Origin of the sequence: Salipiger abyssi (assembly GCF_001975705.1) — a bacterium.
Lineage (GTDB): Bacteria > Pseudomonadota > Alphaproteobacteria > Rhodobacterales > Rhodobacteraceae > Salipiger > Salipiger abyssi.
The window spans coordinates 3,552,924-3,569,759 of sequence record NZ_CP015093.1; the positions used below are offsets into that span (position 1 = coordinate 3,552,924).

The 16,836-nt window shown below is 67.2% G+C and carries 18 protein-coding genes and 1 tRNA gene; 10 read left to right on the top strand and 9 right to left on the bottom strand.

Annotated features, from left to right (window positions below; translation table 11 throughout):
- Positions 1 to 40 precede the first annotated feature (40 nt).
- From Ga0080574_RS20845 to Ga0080574_RS20880, 8 genes are all read left to right on the top strand, one after another.
- Positions 41 to 1,165 (top strand): extracellular solute-binding protein, encoded by a 1,125-nt coding sequence (locus tag Ga0080574_RS20845; protein WP_076703999.1) that lies wholly within the window; start codon positions 41 to 43, stop codon positions 1,163 to 1,165.
- Positions 1,166 to 1,309: 144 nt separating this feature from the next.
- The gene (argS, locus tag Ga0080574_RS20850; protein ID WP_076704002.1) at positions 1,310 to 3,052 is read left to right on the top strand and encodes an arginine--tRNA ligase; all 1,743 of its coding nucleotides are present in this window, start codon (positions 1,310 to 1,312) and stop codon (positions 3,050 to 3,052) included.
- 85 nt (positions 3,053 to 3,137) lie between these two features.
- Positions 3,138 to 4,169 (top strand): SPOR domain-containing protein, encoded by a 1,032-nt coding sequence (locus Ga0080574_RS20855; RefSeq protein ID WP_076706087.1) that lies wholly within the window; start codon positions 3,138 to 3,140, stop codon positions 4,167 to 4,169.
- The gene (locus Ga0080574_RS20860; protein ID WP_076704005.1) at positions 4,166 to 5,170 is read left to right on the top strand and encodes a glycoside hydrolase family 3 N-terminal domain-containing protein; all 1,005 of its coding nucleotides are present in this window, start codon (positions 4,166 to 4,168) and stop codon (positions 5,168 to 5,170) included. The genes Ga0080574_RS20855 and Ga0080574_RS20860 overlap by 4 nt, the downstream gene beginning before the upstream one ends.
- Positions 5,171 to 5,968, top strand: coding sequence for a segregation and condensation protein A (locus Ga0080574_RS20865; protein WP_076704008.1), 798 nt, complete (start codon positions 5,171 to 5,173; stop codon positions 5,966 to 5,968).
- Positions 5,961 to 6,665, top strand: coding sequence for an SMC-Scp complex subunit ScpB (gene scpB, locus Ga0080574_RS20870; protein WP_076704011.1), 705 nt, complete (start codon positions 5,961 to 5,963; stop codon positions 6,663 to 6,665). The genes Ga0080574_RS20865 and scpB overlap by 8 nt, the downstream gene beginning before the upstream one ends.
- A gap of 71 nt (positions 6,666 to 6,736) precedes the next feature.
- Complete coding sequence (locus tag Ga0080574_RS20875; RefSeq protein ID WP_076704014.1) at positions 6,737 to 6,943, top strand: hypothetical protein; 207 nt, start codon at positions 6,737 to 6,739, stop codon at positions 6,941 to 6,943.
- Positions 6,944 to 7,077: 134 nt separating this feature from the next.
- A complete protein-coding gene (locus tag Ga0080574_RS20880) occupies positions 7,078 to 8,373 on the top strand; it encodes a diguanylate cyclase domain-containing protein (protein ID WP_076704017.1) in 1,296 nt (431 codons plus the stop codon).
- Between the two features lie 112 nt (positions 8,374 to 8,485).
- Here the strand turns inward: Ga0080574_RS20880 and Ga0080574_RS20885 are convergent, their stop codons facing one another.
- From Ga0080574_RS20885 to Ga0080574_RS20920, 8 genes are all read right to left on the bottom strand, one after another.
- Positions 8,486 to 9,562, bottom strand: coding sequence for a 2'-deoxycytidine 5'-triphosphate deaminase (locus Ga0080574_RS20885; RefSeq protein ID WP_076704020.1), 1,077 nt, complete (start codon positions 9,560 to 9,562; stop codon positions 8,486 to 8,488).
- Positions 9,563 to 9,693: 131 nt separating this feature from the next.
- Positions 9,694 to 9,770: transfer RNA gene (locus Ga0080574_RS20890), tRNA-Pro, on the bottom strand.
- Positions 9,771 to 9,847: 77 nt separating this feature from the next.
- Positions 9,848 to 10,945, bottom strand: coding sequence for a MerR family transcriptional regulator (locus tag Ga0080574_RS26600; RefSeq protein ID WP_076704023.1), 1,098 nt, complete (start codon positions 10,943 to 10,945; stop codon positions 9,848 to 9,850).
- A 6-nt stretch (positions 10,946 to 10,951) separates the two neighbouring features.
- A complete protein-coding gene (ihfA, locus tag Ga0080574_RS20900; protein WP_076704026.1) occupies positions 10,952 to 11,254 on the bottom strand; it encodes an integration host factor subunit alpha in 303 nt (100 codons plus the stop codon).
- A 108-nt stretch (positions 11,255 to 11,362) separates the two neighbouring features.
- Positions 11,363 to 12,334, bottom strand: coding sequence for a beta-ketoacyl-ACP synthase III (locus tag Ga0080574_RS20905; RefSeq protein WP_076704029.1), 972 nt, complete (start codon positions 12,332 to 12,334; stop codon positions 11,363 to 11,365).
- Entirely contained in the window at positions 12,331 to 13,449 is a 1,119-nt protein-coding gene (gene plsX, locus Ga0080574_RS20910; protein ID WP_076704031.1) for a phosphate acyltransferase PlsX, read from the bottom strand. The genes Ga0080574_RS20905 and plsX overlap by 4 nt, the downstream gene beginning before the upstream one ends.
- Positions 13,450 to 13,473: 24 nt before the next feature.
- Positions 13,474 to 13,680: a 50S ribosomal protein L32 gene (rpmF, locus tag Ga0080574_RS20915; protein ID WP_076704033.1), complete on the bottom strand. Its 207-nt coding sequence runs from the start codon at positions 13,678 to 13,680 to the stop codon at positions 13,474 to 13,476.
- A 174-nt stretch (positions 13,681 to 13,854) separates the two neighbouring features.
- On the bottom strand, positions 13,855 to 14,430 hold the full coding sequence (locus tag Ga0080574_RS20920; RefSeq protein WP_076704035.1) for a YceD family protein: 576 nt from the start codon (positions 14,428 to 14,430) through the stop codon (positions 13,855 to 13,857).
- Between the two features lie 128 nt (positions 14,431 to 14,558).
- Here Ga0080574_RS20920 and Ga0080574_RS20925 point away from each other — a divergent pair, with 128 nt between their 5' ends.
- Together Ga0080574_RS20925 and Ga0080574_RS20930 are read left to right on the top strand one after the other, a co-directional pair.
- A complete protein-coding gene (locus tag Ga0080574_RS20925; protein ID WP_380659261.1) occupies positions 14,559 to 14,978 on the top strand; it encodes an outer membrane protein assembly factor BamE in 420 nt (139 codons plus the stop codon).
- A 9-nt stretch (positions 14,979 to 14,987) separates the two neighbouring features.
- The gene (locus Ga0080574_RS20930; RefSeq protein WP_076704039.1) at positions 14,988 to 15,755 is read left to right on the top strand and encodes a GNAT family N-acetyltransferase; all 768 of its coding nucleotides are present in this window, start codon (positions 14,988 to 14,990) and stop codon (positions 15,753 to 15,755) included.
- A gap of 6 nt (positions 15,756 to 15,761) precedes the next feature.
- On the opposite strand, the gene Ga0080574_RS20935 is transcribed toward Ga0080574_RS20930, so the two are convergent.
- Positions 15,762 to 16,706: a phosphoadenosine phosphosulfate reductase gene (locus Ga0080574_RS20935; RefSeq protein WP_076704041.1), complete on the bottom strand. Its 945-nt coding sequence runs from the start codon at positions 16,704 to 16,706 to the stop codon at positions 15,762 to 15,764.
- Positions 16,707 to 16,836: the final 130 nt, after the last annotated feature.

Here is a 16,836-nt window from a genome sequence, read left to right on the forward strand (position 1 = left end):
TTTTTTCTGACACATCCGGACTCTCCGAAGGGATACGACCATGAAGCTCACCCGCCGTACCGCCATGCAGCTGACCGCCACCGCCGTGGCCGCGCCCGCCATCCTGCGCGCCCATGACGCGCTGGCCGCGTCGGGCAGCGTCAAGGTTCTGGCCTGGCAGGATTACGTTCAGCCGAACATCGCCGAGGCCTTCGAGGCCGAGACCGGCATCACGCTGGATCTCACCACCTTTGGCTCGAACGACGAGGCGCAATCCATCGTGCGCGCCTCCAATGGCGGCGATTTCGACGTGGTCTTCCCCTCCATCGACACGGCGGTGAACTATCTCGACGAGAATGGCGACAGCTATTTCGCGCCCGTCCCCGAGACCGTGAACATGGACGCGATCTACCCGAGCTTCCTGCGCGACAGCGTTGCGCTCGGCGCCACTCATGCCGGCAAGCAGATCCTGCTGCCGCATGACTGGGGCACCGAGGGCCTCACGCTGAACCGCGCCGCGCTGCCGATCGCGGATGCCGATCTCTCCTTCGGCGATCTCTTTACCCAAGAAGCCGCCCGGGGCGCCGCCGCCTTCCGCCAGAAATCGGTGATCATGGGCGCGGGGCTCTATCTCGACGCCACCGGCGAGGTGCCCTCGAACCGCATGCTCGACGTCTACAAATCCGAGGACGACGCCCGCCGTGTCTGGGGCGCCATCACCCAGTGGATCCTGGCGCATAAGGAAAATATCGGCGCCTTCTGGAACAACGCCACCGAGGCGACCGCTGCCTTCAAGGATGCCGGCTGCGTCATCGGCCAGACCTGGGACACCACCGGCCTGCTGCTCAACCGCGAAAACCCCGATTACGTCTATCGTGCGCCCAAGGAAGGCATCATCACCTGGATGGACACGATGGGCATCCTGCGCGACGCGCCGAACCCGGAGCAGGCGGTGGCCTTCATCAACTTCATGCTGAAGCCGGAGACCGGTGGCATGTTCGCCAACAACACCGGCTACAATTCCGCCGTGGTCGGCGCCGCCGATTACGCCAGCGACGAGTTCAAGCGCCAGTTCAACGAGGTCTATACCGAGGAGGTGCTGGGCAATATGTGGTGGTGGCAGGCCTCGACACCGTTCTTCGACCCGATCCGCAACGAGTATGTCGAGATCCTCACCAACGCCTGACCGGCGGTCGCCCGGCGGCCAGCCACCAAACACGAGCAGAGCGGGCCCGCGCGGTCCGCTCTTTTCGTCAGGGCCGCCGCCGGGGCATTTGACCCCAACCGCCAAAGTGGTAGAGGGATCGCCGACCGTATGGAGACACGACCGATGAACCTCTTCACCGACATTCGCGCGCTTGTGCTACAGGCGATCGAGGCGTTGCAGGCCGAGGGTGCACTGCCCGTCGACCTCAACACCGCCCCCGTGACGGTGGAACCTCCGCGCGACCCGCTGCATGGCGACATGGCGACCAATGCCGCGATGGTGCTGGCCAAGCCCGCAAAGCAGAAACCGCGCGACATCGCCGAGGCGCTGGCCGCCAAGATCGGCGCCGACGCGCGCATCGTCAGCGCCGAGGTCGCGGGGCCGGGCTTTCTCAACCTGCGTCTGGCGCCGTCGCTCTGGCAACAGCTTCCCCAGGCGATCCTGACGGACGGCACGGCTTTCGGGCGCTCGCATATGGGGCAGGGCGAGAAGATCAACGTCGAATATGTCTCCGCCAACCCCACCGGCCCGCTGCATGTGGGCCATACCCGCGGCGCGGTTTTCGGCGACGCGCTGGCCAGCCTGCTGGATTTCGCGGGCTTCGACGTGACGCGGGAATATTACATCAACGATGGCGGCGCGCAGGTCGATGTGCTCGCCCGCTCGGTCTATCTGCGCTATCTCGAAGCGCAGGGCCATGAGGTGGAATTTGCCGACGGCACCTATCCGGGCGATTACCTCATCCCGGTGGGCGAAAAGCTGAAAGAGCAGGTCGGCGACAAATATGTCGGCAAGGGCGAGCAGGTCTGGCTCGAAGAGATCCGCAACTTTGCCACCGAGGAGATGATGGCGCTGATCCGCGAGGATCTGGCGCAGCTCGGCGTGAAGATGGACCGGTTCTTCTCGGAGAAATCGCTCTACGGCACCGGTCGGATCGAGGCGGCGATCGACAGCCTGAACGACAAAGGGCTGATCTATCGCGGCGTGCTGGAGCCGCCCAAGGGCAAGACCCCCGAGGATTGGGAGCCGCGCGAGCAGACCCTGTTCAAATCCACCGAGCATGGCGACGATGTGGACCGGCCGATCAAGAAATCCGATGGCAGCTGGACCTATTTCGCCCCCGACATCGCCTATCACTATGACAAGGTGAGCCGCGGCTACAACCAGCTCATCGACGTGTTCGGCGCCGATCACGGCGGCTATGTCAAGCGGATGAAGGCGGCGGTCTCGGCGCTCTCCGAGGGCAGGGTGCCGCTCGATATCAAGCTCATCCAGCTGGTGAAGCTCTTCAAGAACGGCGAGCCCTTCAAGATGTCGAAACGGGCAGGGACCTTTGTCACCCTGCGCGACGTGGTCGATGAGGTCGGCCCCGACGTGACCCGCTTCGTCATGCTGATGCGCAAGAACGACGCGCCGCTCGATTTCGATTTCGCCAAGGCGGTGGAGCAGTCCAAGGAAAACCCGGTCTTTTACGTGCAATACGCCCATGCCCGCGTCTGTTCGGTGATCCGCAAGGCCACCGAGGCGGGGATCGACGTCTCCGACGGGGCGCTGGTGCAGGCGGATCTGGCGGTGCTGGATCACGAGGCCGAGCTCGGGCTGATGAAAAAGCTCTCCGAATGGCCGCGCCTGGTCGAGATCGCCGCCAAGGGGCACGAGCCGCACAAGGTGGCGATCTGGCTCAACGAACTGGCCTCGGATCTGCATGCGCTGTGGAACAAGGGCCATGACGAGCCGGCGCTGCGCTTCCTTCAGGACGATGCCGCCACCAGCCAGAGCAAAATCGCGCTGGCGCGGTCCGTCGCGGTTGTCATTTCCGCCGGCCTTGGTATCTTGGGCGTAACCCCGGCGGAAGAAATGCGCTGAGCCCAAACGCCGCGCCGCCCCGGGGAAGAACGGGCAGAGCAGACACCGCGTGACGGGGAATCCGGCGCGGGGCAGCGAGGCAAATATGGCAGATTTCACCTATGACGGTCCTGCGGAGACGCAGGCGCCGGCGGGGGCAAAGGTCGCAAATATCGCCAACTGGGCCGGCGCGGCGGTATCGCTTGCGCTGGTGATCGGCGTTGGCGTCTGGGGCTACAAGCTGCTGGTGCGCGATGTCACCGGCATTCCGGTGGTGCAGGCGATGGAAGGCCCGATGCGCATCGCGCCCGAGGATCCCGGCGGCACGCTGGCCGATCACCAGGGGCTGGCGGTGAACGAGGTGGCGGGCAATGGCACGGCGGCGCCCGTGCCCGACCGGCTGCTGCTGGCGCCCGAGCAGGCCGGGCTGTCCGACGAGGATGTGCCGGTGGCGGCGCTGCCGGCCTCGGTCCGCAAACCCTCCGACAAGATCGCGCCTGCGGTGATCGCGCCGCAGGACGAGACCGCGCTGGCCGAGCCGGGTGCCGAGGGTTCGCCCGGTGACACCGCCGGGCTCATCAGCTCGCTCGCCGATCAGATTGCCGCCGGTGCCGAGCCGCTCTCCGAGCTCGAACCCGGCGCCGATGCCGAGCTCGAACCCGGCGCCGATGCCGAGGTTGAGACCGCGCTTGGCGACGCCGCCGATGAGGGCTCGCAAGAGACCGAAGAGGCCGCCACCCCGGCTCCGGCGGGCGCGCTCGTGCGCTCGCTGCGCCCGCATCAGCGCCCGGCCTCGCTCTCCACCAATCCCGCCCCCGAGGCGATGCTCGCGGCTGCGCTCGAGGCGCAGGCCGGCCCGACCGAGATCGACCCGTCCAGCCTGCCTGCCGGCACCCGCCTGGCGCAGCTCGGCGCCTATGACAGCCCGGAAACCGCCCGCAAGGAATGGCAGCGCTTCTCCGCGCGCTTCGGCGAGTTCATGGAAGGCAAGGACCGGGTGATCGAGCGCGCCAGCTCCGGTGGCCGGGTCTTCTACCGCCTGCGCGCCCATGGCTTCGCCGATCTCTCCGATGCCCGCCGATTCTGCGCCGCCTTTGTCGCCGAGAATGCCGACTGCATCCCGGTGACCACGCGGTGAGCGGGCGGTTCGGGGCGGCGATCCTCGCGCCTTTGGGGCGTCAACTGTCCGGCGAGGAGCGCCGGTTTTTCCGTGATTCCAACCCGTTCGGCTTCATCCTCTTCGCGCGCAATCTCGACACGGCCGATCAGATCCGCGCGCTGACCGCCGATCTGCGCGATAGTGTGGGGCGTGACGCGCCGGTCTTCATCGACCAGGAGGGCGGCCGGGTACAGCGTCTGCGCCCGCCGCTGGCAACCGACTGGCTGCCGCCGCTCGACGATGCCGCGCGCTTTGGCGCCCATGCGCCCCGCGCCATGTTCCTGCGCTACGCCATCATCGCCGCCGAACTGCGCGCCCTCGGCATCGACGGCAATTGCGCCCCGATGCTCGACGTCGCCCGGCCCGAAACCCACGCCTTCCTGCGCAACCGCTGCTATGGCGAGACGCCGGAGCGCGTCGCCGAGATCGGCCGCGCCGTCGCCGAGGCGCATCTTCAGGGCGGTGTTCTGCCGGTGATCAAGCACCTGCCGGGCCACGGTCTCGCGCGGCTCGACAGCCATCTCGACCTGCCGCGCATTTCCGCCCCGCGCGCGGAGCTCGACGCGGTGGATTTCGCCGCCTTCCGCCCGTTCCACGACCTGCCGCTCGGCATGACCGCGCATCTGGTCTTCGAGGGGCTCAACACCCGTCCGGCCACCATCGACCGGGCAATGATCGCGCTCATCCGCGAAGAGATCGGCTTTGCCGGGTTCCTGATGACCGACGATATCTCGATGCAGGCGCTCTCGGGCAGTGTTGCCGAACGCGGCGCTGCCGCGCTGGCGGCGGGCTGCGATTGCGTGCTGCACTGCAATGGCGAGATGACCGAGATGGCGCCGCTCATGGCCGGCGCCGGCGAGATGAGCGAGGCGGCACAGGCCCGCGCCGAGGCGGCGCTGGCGGCCCGCAGACCGGCGCCCGAGCTTGACATCGCCGCGCTCAGCGCGGAACGTGAGGCGCTTCTGCCGGAGCGTGCCTGAATGAACGACGAGGTCGAGAGCAATGTGCAGACGCTCAGCGTCGCCGAGCGCCTTGCCGCCGAGGCGCTCATCGTCGATGTGGACGGGTTCGAGGGGCCGCTCGATCTGCTGCTGACGCTCTCGCGCACGCAAAAGGTCGATCTGCGCAAGATCTCGGTGCTGCAACTGGCGCGGCAATATCTCGCCTTCGTGGACAAGGCCAAGGCGCTGCGCATCGAGCTCGCCGCCGATTACCTCGTCATGGCCGCCTGGCTCGCCTTCCTGAAATCGCGCCTGCTGCTGCCGCCCGATCCCACCGAAGAGGGCCCTTCGGGCGAGGAACTGGCCGCGCATCTGGCCTTTCAGCTCGAACGGCTTCAGGCAATGCGCGATGTCGCGGCGCGACTCATGGCGCGCGACCGGCTGGGGCGCGACTTCTTTGCACGCGGTCTGCCCGAGGGCATGGAGCGCGTGCGCAAGGTCCAGTACACCGCCACGCTGCTGGATCTCATGCAGGGCTATGCCCGCATCCGCACCCGCGACGAGTTCCGCCCCTTCGTGATGGACCGCGACAGCGTCTACACCATGGAACAGGCGCTCGACCGCATGCGCGGGCTGCTGGGCTTTGCCGGGCAATGGACGGATATCGCCTCCTGGCTGCCCGAGGGCTGGGACGGCGATCCGGTGAAATGGCGCTCGGCCACGGCGGCGACCTTCGCCGCCTCGCTGGAGCTGGTGAAGGAGGGCCATGCCGAGATACGGCAGTCTGAAACCTTCGCGCCGATCCAGCTGCGCAAACGGGAGACACCGCATGACTGACGCCGAAGACACCGCCCCCGAGGCGCCGGAAACCGGCACCGTCGCAGAGGCAGAGGCGCCGCGCGAGACGCTGTTCGAGGCGCCGCCCATCGCCGAGCAGGAGCGCATGGTCGAGGCGATCCTCTTCGCCTCCGCCGAGCCGGTGACGGTGCGCGAGCTCGAGGCGCGCATGCCGCATGGCTGCGACCCGGCGGAGGCGCTGGTCTATCTGCGCAAGCGCTACGACGGGCGCGGCGTGCGGGTGGTGCGCGTGGGCGATGCCTGGGCGATCCGCACCGCGCCGGATCTGGGATTTCTCATGCAGAAAGAAACGGTTGAGACCCGCAAGCTCAGCCGTGCCGCGATCGAAACCCTGGCGATCATCGCCTATCACCAGCCGGTCACCCGCGCCGAGATCGAAGAGGTGCGCGGCGTCTCGGTGTCGCGCGGCACGGTGGATCAGCTGCTCGAAATGGAGTGGATCCGCTTCGGGCGCCGCAAGATGACCCCGGGCCGCCCGGTGACCTTCGTGGTGACGCAGGATTTCCTCGATCATTTCGGGCTGGAGAATGCCCGCGACCTGCCCGGGCTCAAGGAGCTGCGCGCGGCGGGGCTGCTTGATAACCGCCCGCCGCCCGGCGCGGTGCCGCTCGCCGGCGAGAGCGAGGCCGGCGACGAGGACGAGGCGCCCGGGCAAAGCGAACTCTTCGAGGATTGACCGCGCGACGGCCCTGAAATCTTCGCAATTTGCGCTATTCTGTCGGAGCGCAGGCAAAAGGAGCGCGACGGATGCACGGCAATCAGATCATCAATATGGTGCTGCGCATGGTGATGCGCCGATTGGTCGGTCGCCGCGTGAACGCGGGCCTGAACAAGACGCTCGGGCGCACCCAGACCCCTCGCGACGGTGCACAAGGGGGCACGGGAAACGCGCGTGGTTCCATGCGCCGCGCACGGCAGGCGGCGCGGCTGGCGCGCCGCATGGGCCGGTTCTGAGCCCGCCGAACCTTAACGAAGAATCAACGCTCCGCGCGTAGGCTGACCCTCTGATGCGTACCGTCACGGTCGCATCCGAAGAATGGAGGGAGCGTCTCATGCCGGCACAAATCCAGCGGTCAACTGGTCTGACAATGGGTGGTCTCCACCATCGCCGGTCGCCGTCGCTGCGCGGCATGGTCTGGATCCGGGGCGCGTGTCTCAGCCTTGTGGCGCTGCTCTGCGTCATCGCGATCGAGGGGCATGTCTATGCCATTCCGCATTTCTATGCGCCGGTCGGTCAGGCGGTGTTTTCCATCCCGACCGTCGTCGCGGCGCTTCTGAGTTTTGGGGCGGTGCTGCTGCAACGCCCGCTCGGACTGCCGGGGCGTGCCGAAATGGCGATCTGGGCGATGGTGATCGTGGTCTGTATCGCCGCGCGCTACCTTCATCTGCGCGGGCTCACACTCGGTGCCGGCGAGATGGGGTTGAATACCGCTGTCGGTTTCGTCCTGCTCGCGCTGGCGCATCTGAGCTTCGGGCGGCTGCAAACCGCGTCCTTCGGTCTGGCGCTGCTGGCGCTGGCGCCGCCATTCGTGGCGCTGTTCGGGTATCTCAACGGCCATGAGGGCTTTTTCGGCGCGATGTCGTTGCCCACCAGCGCGATGCTGCTGGCGCTCGGTATGGCGGGCATGGCGCGGTTCGTGCGCCGCCCGCTGCTGCGCCCTCTGGTCAGCTCATCTCCGGTGGGCCGAGCAACCCGCATGACGGTGCTGCTCTGGGTCGGTTGGCTGATGGGCGAGGCGCTGATCATGAAGGCGGTGGCTTTGCCCTACCGCTCCGCAGCGCTGATGGTCCTGCTGATGGCGATGGCTGTCTGGGCGCTGGGGGTGATGCTGTATCTCGGGATGAAGGCCGAGGCGCGCAGCCAGCGTCGGCGCGAGGATGCGCGCGATCTTGCAGCGGCGCTGCGACTAGACCCGCCAAGCGGGCTGCAATCGACGGCCATGGCCGCGATCTATATGCGCGCTTTCGGGCAGATCGGGCCGGTTGGGCTGATCATGCTCGGTATCGACCATTGCGACCGGCTGAACGAGCGCCATGGCGAGGACACGAGCGCGCGTATCCTCGATCTGCTGAGTGCACGGGTGGCTGGCACGCTCGGGCCGGGCGAGGTGCTGGTGCGCCGCGACGACGGCACGCTGCTGGCGCTGACCCATGGGCTCGACCAGGACGCGCTCGAGGCGCGGGCCGAGGCCTTGCGCAAGCTCGGCACAGGGCTCACCGGGCAGGGCGCTGAGCAGCTCCCGGCCTTTACCCTTTCCGCCGGCGCGGTGCGTGCCCGTCGCGGCGATCTCTCGCTGTCGCCGGCGGCGGCCCGCGCCGAAGCCGCGCTGCGCGAAGCGGAGCGGGCGGGCTGCAATCGCGTGGTTCTGAAGGTCGCCGCCTGAGTGGCCCGCTGCAAGACGCGGCAGAGCGGTGCGCTTCAATCCCTGAGCGTCAGGTTGTCGGACCCGTTGGACGCATGCAGGGCCTTGATCGACCCTCTGCGCGGGCGGCGCCTCAGCCTCGGAAATGCTTGGAGAGTTTGAGCCCCTGGCCCTGATAGTTCGAGGCAATCCCAGCGCCATAGAGCTGCTCGGGGGCTTCATCCATGCGCTCATAGACCAGCCGCCCGACGATCTGGCCATGTTCCAGTACGAAAGGCGCCTCGTGGCAGCGCACCTCCAGCACGCCGCGCGAGCCGGTGCCGCCGGCGCCCGCATGGCCGAAGCCTGGATCGAAGAACCCGGCGTAATGCACCCGGAATTCCCCCACCATGGCGAGATAGGGCGCCATCTCGGCGGCGTAAGCCGGCGGGATATGCACCGCCTCGCGGCTCACCAGAATATAGAACGCGTCCGGGTCGAGGATCAGCCGGCCCTTGTCGCTGTGCAGCGGATCCCAGAATTCCGCCGGGTCGTAATGTCCGATCTTGTCGAGGTCGATCAGCCCGGTATGCGGCTTGGCGCGCCAGCCGACCAGCATGCCCGCATCCGGTTTCAGATCGACCGAAAAGCCAAGGCCCTCGCCAATCACCGCCGGCCCCCCATTGACCAGCGTTTCCGCCTCGTGCAGCGCGCTCAGCTCGGCATCGCTCAGCACCGACTGGCCGCGGCGAAAGCGGATCTGGTTCAGCCGCATGCCGGTGCGCGCCAGTACCGAAAAGCTGCGCGGGCAGATCTCGGCATAGAGCGGCCCGTCATAGCCGCGTGGCACCCGGTCGAACTCGGTGCCGCCATCGGTGATGGTACGGGTCAGCAGGTCGAGCCGGCCGGTGGAGCTCTTGGCATTGGCGACCGCGGTCAGGTCATCGGGCAGGGCGAGCCGCTCCAGCAGCGGCACCACATAGACACAGCCCTTTTCCAGAACAGCCCCTTGGGTGAGATCGACGCGATGCATCTCGAACTCGTCGAGCCGGTCGGCGACGCGGCGCCCGGCGCCGGCGAGAAACGAGGCGCGTACTCGGATCGCCTCGGTGCCGAGCCGCAGGTCGAGGCTGGCGGGCTGGATCTGGCCGGGCGCGAGATCGGCGCCGGGCAGAATGGCCCCCGATGCGATCATCGCCGCGATTTGCTGGCTTGCGAGCACCCCTGTCATGCCTTGCTCCTCTGCTTCGGACGTCCTTAGCAAGCGCGTGCGCCGATGGGGAGGGGAAAAACGCCCGCCGCAGGTCGCCGCGCCGCATGCCGCGCGGGCATGCGTTTGCATTCAACAGGTTAGGGGAAATTTGGTCGGGCTAGCAGGACTCGAACCTGCGACCTTCCGTCCCCCAGACGGACGCGCTACCAGGCTGCGCCATAGCCCGACTTGATGGACCTGTGTCATACCGTTTTTACCGGCGGGGGCAACCCCCATTTGCACGAAAATCGGGCGGCAGGCCGGTTAACGGCGCGGACGGCGCGCATGGTTCGCGACCAACTCGCGCAGCGCGGCCATGTGCGGTACCAGCGCGCGCGCCTGTTCCGGGCTGAACCGTTCGATCCGCGCCAGGTGGGTCAGAATGCCCGGCGGTGGCGGTGGCAAATCTTCGAGGCGCGGAAGGTCCGGGATAGTGGGGGGAGACGATGCGGATGTTGCCTCTTCGGCGGGGTCCTCCGCCATGGGCGGGGCTTCCGGTGCCGCGATGAGCTCGGGCTCCGGCTCGGCGATTGGCGCTTCGGGCTCGGTCGAGGCGGGCGATTCGTCTGCCACGATGTTTTCCGGCGCGGTGGCCGGTTCGGCCTCCGGCGCGTCGGCGCGCTCCTCCAGCGAGTGGCTGAGAAAATCGGGCAGATCGGCGCCGGCGTCTTCCAGCACCGGTTCCGCCGGGACGTCGGCGGTAAAGAGTTCGGCCTGGTCGCGCGCGTCCTCTTCGGTCTCTTGCGAGCCCTCATCGGCAAGGTCGTCTTGGGGCACCTGCGGAGCCGTTTCGGGCTCGGGCGGCTGAACCGCTGCGGGCGTCTCTTCCGGGGAGCCTTCCGGAACGGCCGCATCGTCCTCGGCGGGCAGGGGATCTGTCAGAGCCTCGACCGTGTCCGCGGGCGCGTCGCTGGCGAGGGTCTCCAGTTCCGAAGTGACCTCGCCCGACATCTCTACGGGCGCCGGCTCCGCAAGGGGCGGCGCGGCGGGTTCGACCGGGGCGAAGGGCAGAACGGTGCCGGTTTCCGGCTCAGCCTCGGTATAGGGCGCGTCCTCGACCAGCTCGGCCATCTCCTCATCGTCTTCCAGCGGCAGCGGCGCCAGCATGGAGACGTGTTTCACGCCCTTCTCGCGCAGCACTTTCTGCACGCCCTTGATGGTCATGCCGTCGTCATGCAGCAGCTTCTTGATGCCGGAAAGCAGGGCGATATCGCCGGGCCGGTAATAGCGCCGCCCGCCGGCGCGCTTGACCGGTTTCACCTGGGTGAACTTGCTTTCCCAGAACCGCAGCACATGGGCGGGCGTGTCCAGCAGCTCCGCCACCTCGCTGATGGTGCGGAAGGCATCGCGGGACTTGCTCATGGTTTCTTATCCCTTGTTGCCCGCGGCAACGCGCTCTTTCATCAGATGCGAAGGCCGGAAGGTCAGCACGCGGCGCGGCTGGATCGGCACCTCTTCGCCGGTCTTGGGGTTGCGCCCCACGCGCGCCGCCTTGTCGCGCACCGAGAAGGTGCCGAACGACGAGATCTTGACCTGTTCGCCGCTCACCAGCGCGTCGGACATGTGCTGAAGCACCGCCTCGACCAGCTCCGCGCTTTCATTGCGCGACAGGCCGACTTCGCGGAACACCGCTTCGCTCAGATCCATACGCGTCAGAGTCTTTTCGCTCATACCCGTCCCTCCCGGTTTGCAGGCAGCATAGGCCCGGGGAATTTTCCGAGTCAATATCAAGCACTTGCGACAGCGTATTCAGAGCGTGAAAACACGCCTTTGCAGGGATTACCAGCGCAGCAGTACCGAGCCCCAGGCCAGACCGCCGCCAATCGCCTCGGTCACGACGAGATCGCCGGGCTTGATATCGCCCTGCGCCTTGCCCACCGACAGTGCGAGGGGAATCGACGCGGCGGAGGTGTTGCCGTGATCCTGAACCGTCACGACGACCCGGCTCATCGGCAGGCCGAGCTTTTTCGCTGTACCGGCGATGATGCGGATATTGGCCTGATGCGGCACGATCCAGTCGATCTCGGACGGCTCGACCCCGGCCTTTTCCATCGCCGTCTCGGCGGTGGCGGCGAGCTTGGCGACCGCGTGGCGGAACACCTCCTTGCCCTCCATGCGCAGGTAGCCGATGGAGTTGGTGCTCACCCCGCCATCGACATAGAGCAGCTCACGGTAGCGCCCGTCGGAATGCAGATCGACCGAGAGCACGCCACGATCATCCTTGCTGCCGTCACCCTCGCCGGCCTCCAGGATCAGCGCGCCGGCGCCGTCGCCGAAGAGCACGCAGGTGCCGCGATCGGTCCAGTCCATGATGCGCGAGAAGGTTTCGGCGCCGATCACCATGATGCGCTTGGCAGCACCCGAGACGATCAGCGCGTTGGCATTGGCCAGCGCAAAGACGAAACCGGCGCAGACCGCCTGCACGTCGAAGGCAAAGCCGGTTTCCATGCCCAGCCGCGCCTGCACCATGGTGGCGGCGGAGGGGAAGGTGAGATCGGGGGTCGAGGTGGCGACGATCAGCGCGTCGAGATCCGACGGCTCCAGCCCTGCATCGGCCAGCGCGGCCTGCGCGGCGCGGGTGGCGAGATCGGAGGTCGTCTCGCCCTCGGCGGCGAAATGGCGGCGTTCGATGCCGGAGCGGGTGCGAATCCACTCGTCGGTCGTGTCCAGCGTTTTCTCGAACTCTGCGTTGGGGACGACGCGCTCGGGCAGATAATGCCCGACCCCTGCCACCTGCGCCCGTATGGTCATGGATCCGTTCCGTCTTTTTTCTGCTCGTCGCCGTCATCCGCGGCGGTGTCTTCCGCCGTGCTTGCGGCAGAGGCGATGCGGGCGGCGAGTCTGTCGCCAAATCCCGATTGCGCCAGATCGTAGGCCAGTTCGACGGCGGCGGCTACACCTGTCGCATCCGCCGCGCCGTGGGATTTCACCACCGTGCCATTGAGGCCTAGGAACACGCCGCCATTCTTGCGACGCGGGTCGATGCGGGCCTGAAGCCGCTTGAGCGAGGTCAGCGCCAGCAGCGCCGCGACGCGGGAGAGCGGCGAATAGGCAAAGGCCTCGCGCAGGAACTGGCCGATCAGCGAGGCGGTGCCTTCGCCGGTCTTGAGCGCGATATTGCCGGTGAAGCCGTCGGTCACGATGACATCGCAGCGGTCGCCGGGGATGTCGCCGCCTTCGGCAAAGCCCACGAATTCGAAATTGCCCTGTTCGGCCTGTGCGGCGATCAGGTCATGCGCCTGTTTCAGCTCGGCGCGGCCCTTGTGCTCTTCGGTGCCGACATTCAGCAGGCCGATGCGCGGGCGGTCGAGTGCCAGCCCGTTGCGGGCATAGGAGGCGCCCATCAGCGCGTATTTCAGCAGATCCTGCGCGTCGGCGCGGATATCGGCGCCCACGTCCAGCATGACATTGAAGCCCTGCGGGTTCTTCGACGGCCAGAGCACGGCGATGGCGGGGCGGTTGACGCCCGGCAGCTTGCGCAGCCGCACCATCGACAGCAGCATCAGCGCGCCGGTATTGCCGCAGGAGACCGCCACGGTCGCCTCGCCATTGCGCACCGAATCGAGCGTGGACCACATCGAGGTGTCCTGGCCGTTGCGCATGACGTGGCTGGGCTTGTCCTCCATCGAGACAACGCCCTGCGCGTCGCGAATTTCGCAACGTCCCGCAAGGCGGCGCTTCTTCTGGACGAGAGGGTCGAGCTGCGCGGCGGGGCCGTGCAGCAGGAATTGCGCGCTGCGGTTGCGGCGCGCAAAGATATCAAGACCGGCAACAATCGTTGCCGGCCCGCGATCGCCGCCCATGGCGTCGATGGAAAGGACCAGAGGCCCGTTTGCCGGCCGGTTATCCTGTGCGGAGGAACTCATGCGGCGCCCGGGCCTTCAGGACATTCAGGCTGCGTCTTCGTCCAGCTCGATCTCGTCGGCCATGGCGACGACTTCGCGCTCGCCGTAGTGACCGCAGGAGGGGCAGACGTGATGCGGGCGCTTGAGCTCGCCGCAATTGTCGCATTCGTTGGGGTTGCCGGCAACGAGAGCGTCATGCGCCCGGCGGTTGTTGCGGCGCGATTTGGATACTTTGTTCTGTTGGACGGCCATGTCTCAACCTCGATCTTTCGCGTGATGGGGGGCATTTCGATGCCCGGTTCCGTTCGGGCGTGCCCGGCCTCATAGTCGCAAGCAGAGGGCCATGGCAACCCGGAATCCCGATGAAGGCGCGAAAATAGGGGTTTATTGCAAAACCGCAAGCGCAATTTCGCCACGCAGGCAGGGCTAGGCACCGTTTTCACCATCGTCCGTGTCGCCGGCGAGCTTGTCGCGCAGGCCCGAGAGCGCGGCAAAGGGGTTGGGGCGTGCCTCCTCGGCCTCTGGCGCGGCCTCCTCGGCCAGGGCAGCGGCGGCCTCTGCCGCGCCCTCGCTATGGGGATAGAGCGGCAGCGCCAGCGTCAGCGCCTCTTGCAGCACCGCGCCCAGGTCGATCACGTCGGGCAGCGGATCGGCGTCGTCCTCGGGCGTCTCGATCTCGGAGCCTTCGGCGGGCGTGGCGATCTGCTCGTCCGGGCGCCAGAGCCGCTCGACGGATTCGTCGATGCGGTTGGTCACCGGGTCGAGCGTGACCACGCAGGGCTGCGTCACCGTGGCGCCCAGCTCGGCCACAAGCCGCCAGGAGCCGCGCCCCTCGGGGCGAATCTCTCCGGCCAGCCGCAGCTTGCGCAGCGCCAGCAGCCCCAGCGAGTCGGCGAGCGCGGCGCGCTTATGCTCGTCGGGGCGGATGTCGAAGGCGGTCGGTGCGTTGTTGCGCAGTGCCGCCACCCGCAGTCTGTCGTCGCTCTTTCCGCTTCTGCTCATCGGCCCGCCTTTCCTTTGCTTGAACGGCTTGGCTTGGTTATGTAATCCGGGATAGAAACCCGCAAGGGCCAAGACAAGAGGGCAGGGCGCAGTCCATGGCAATACCCGGAAGACACGTGATGGCGGCGATGCTGGCCGTGCTGGCGCTGACCGCCTGCACGGCACAGTACCGGAGCCACGGCTATGCCCCTTCCGAAGACGAGCTTCAGCAGATCGTGCCCGGGGTCGATACCCGCGGCACCGTCGAGGATGTGATCGGCGTGCCGACCACCTCGGGCGTTCTGAACGAGGGCGGCTTCTACTATATCGAGTCCGAGATGCGGCAGTTTGCCTGGAAAGCACCGGAAGTCGTCGACCGGCAGGTGCTGGCTATCACTTTCGACGAGGCAGGCGTGGTCGACAATATTTCGCGCTACGGCCTGGAAGACGGCAATGTCGTGCCGCTGTCGCGCCGCATCACCCGCACCACAGATGGCGAATTGAGCTTCATCCGCCGACTCTTCGGCAATATCGGCGGGCTGGCGCTCGGCGATTTCATGGAACAGTAGGACCGGGACATGAGCCCCCGTCAGGACAATGGCGCCGCGGGGGAAGGGCCGGTTATCCTGTTGCGGCGCGGGCGTTATCGCGTCCGGCTGGCCGAGAGCGACGCCGATCTGGCCGCCGCGCAGGCACTGCGCGGGCGGGCGTTTTTCGGCGAAACCGGGCCCAGCGATGCCGATGGCTTCGATCCGCTCTGCCGGCATGTGCTGGTCGAGGACGATGCCGGCGGCGCGCCGCTCGCCTGTTTCCGCTATCTCTGGCTGGAGGATGGCGCGGCGATCACCGAGAGCTATGCGGCGCAGTATTACGATCTGAGCCGGCTCGACGGGTTCGGCGGGCCGATGCTGGAGCTCGGGCGCTTCTGCATCCGTCCCGGCCCCAGCGATCCCGATATCCTGCGGCTGGCCTGGGGGGCGATCACCGGGCTGGTGGATTCGGGCGGGGCAAAGCTGCTTTTCGGCTGCGCGAGCTTTCAGGGCACCGATCCGGCGCGCTATGCTGCCGCCTTCGCCCATCTGCGCGCCCGTCACGCGGCGCCGGAGCGCTGGCGGGTGGGCGAAAAGGCGCGTGAGCGGGTGCGATTCCCCGAGGAAGGCGCGGATGCGCGCGCGGCGATGAAGCTGATTCCGCCGCTGCTGCGCACCTATCTGGGCATGGGCGGCTGGGTCAGCGACCACGCGGTGGTGGATCGCGCGATGAACACGCTGCATGTCTTCACCGGCGTCGAGGTCGCGGCGATTCCCCCCGCGCGGGTGCGGGCGCTGCGCGCAATCACCGACTGAGCCGGATCAGGCCTCGACTTTTGCCTTGGCGTGGCCCGCGCGGAGCGCTTCGAGATGCCGGGCAAAGCGCGGCGCCTCGAGCCGGGCGGTGACATTCGCGCAAAGCGCCTCGGCCAGTGCCGAACGACCGTCGCCCTCGACCCGTGCGAGCAGTTTGCGCAGATAGGGCATGTGATCGCGGCGCTTGCGCAGCATCCGCGCGAAACTGAGCGCGTCGAGCCTGTCCTCGGCGGCGGCTTCGAGAATCGGTACGAAGAGTTCGAGATCCAGCAGATCGCTCTGAAGCGCGCTGCCCATGAAGGGCAGACGGAACCGGGTCACGTTGCGCCGCTCGAACAGCGCCGAATGCATCGCGTCGAGCCGTTCGCGCGGGTCGAAGAGCACATAGGCCCGCTGCGCCGCGTCCAGCATGTCGGGCGCATAGCCGTAGCGCGCGGTGAAGTTCAGCCGCCGCATGTCGGCGAAACGGTCGTCCCAGTCGGTGACGCGCGGATCGAGCGTCGCCTGCGGCTGGAGCATCACCACCCGGGCGCCCGGCGCGGTCACCGAATAGGCGCCGGCGGCATAGCCGCACGGGCCGGCGCCATAGAACACGACGGTTTCGAAATCGTCGAAGAATCCGTCATCGAGCAGCTGGTCGAAAAACCCATAGACCTGCGCGTCGCGAAACCAGGTGTCGCCGGCAGAGATCACCGCGAGCGAGGACCAGCCCTTGGTATTGGCCAGCTCCCAGCCCAGCGGCGTCGCGGTTTCCGACAGCGCCTCGATGCCGGGCAGGGATTCGAAACTCACCAGAAGCGTGTCGCCGCGCTCGACAAACACCGCCTGATGCCGCTTGCCGAGCGGTTCGGAAAACCCTTCCGCCTCGCCGATCTCGGAGATCGCCTTGATCCACTGACCCCGCCGGTAACCGGTGAGATCGACCGCTGAGAGGTCTGTCTGATCCTGCATTGTCACCTGCCATCCTGCATATCGCGCATTTGCACGTCTCTGTTTAACGAAACAATGCCCGGGGTTTGAGGCGGAATTATGCTGAAAGCTGGGAAAGTTCACGGGCCATTAGGTACGCGCCCGTAAGCTG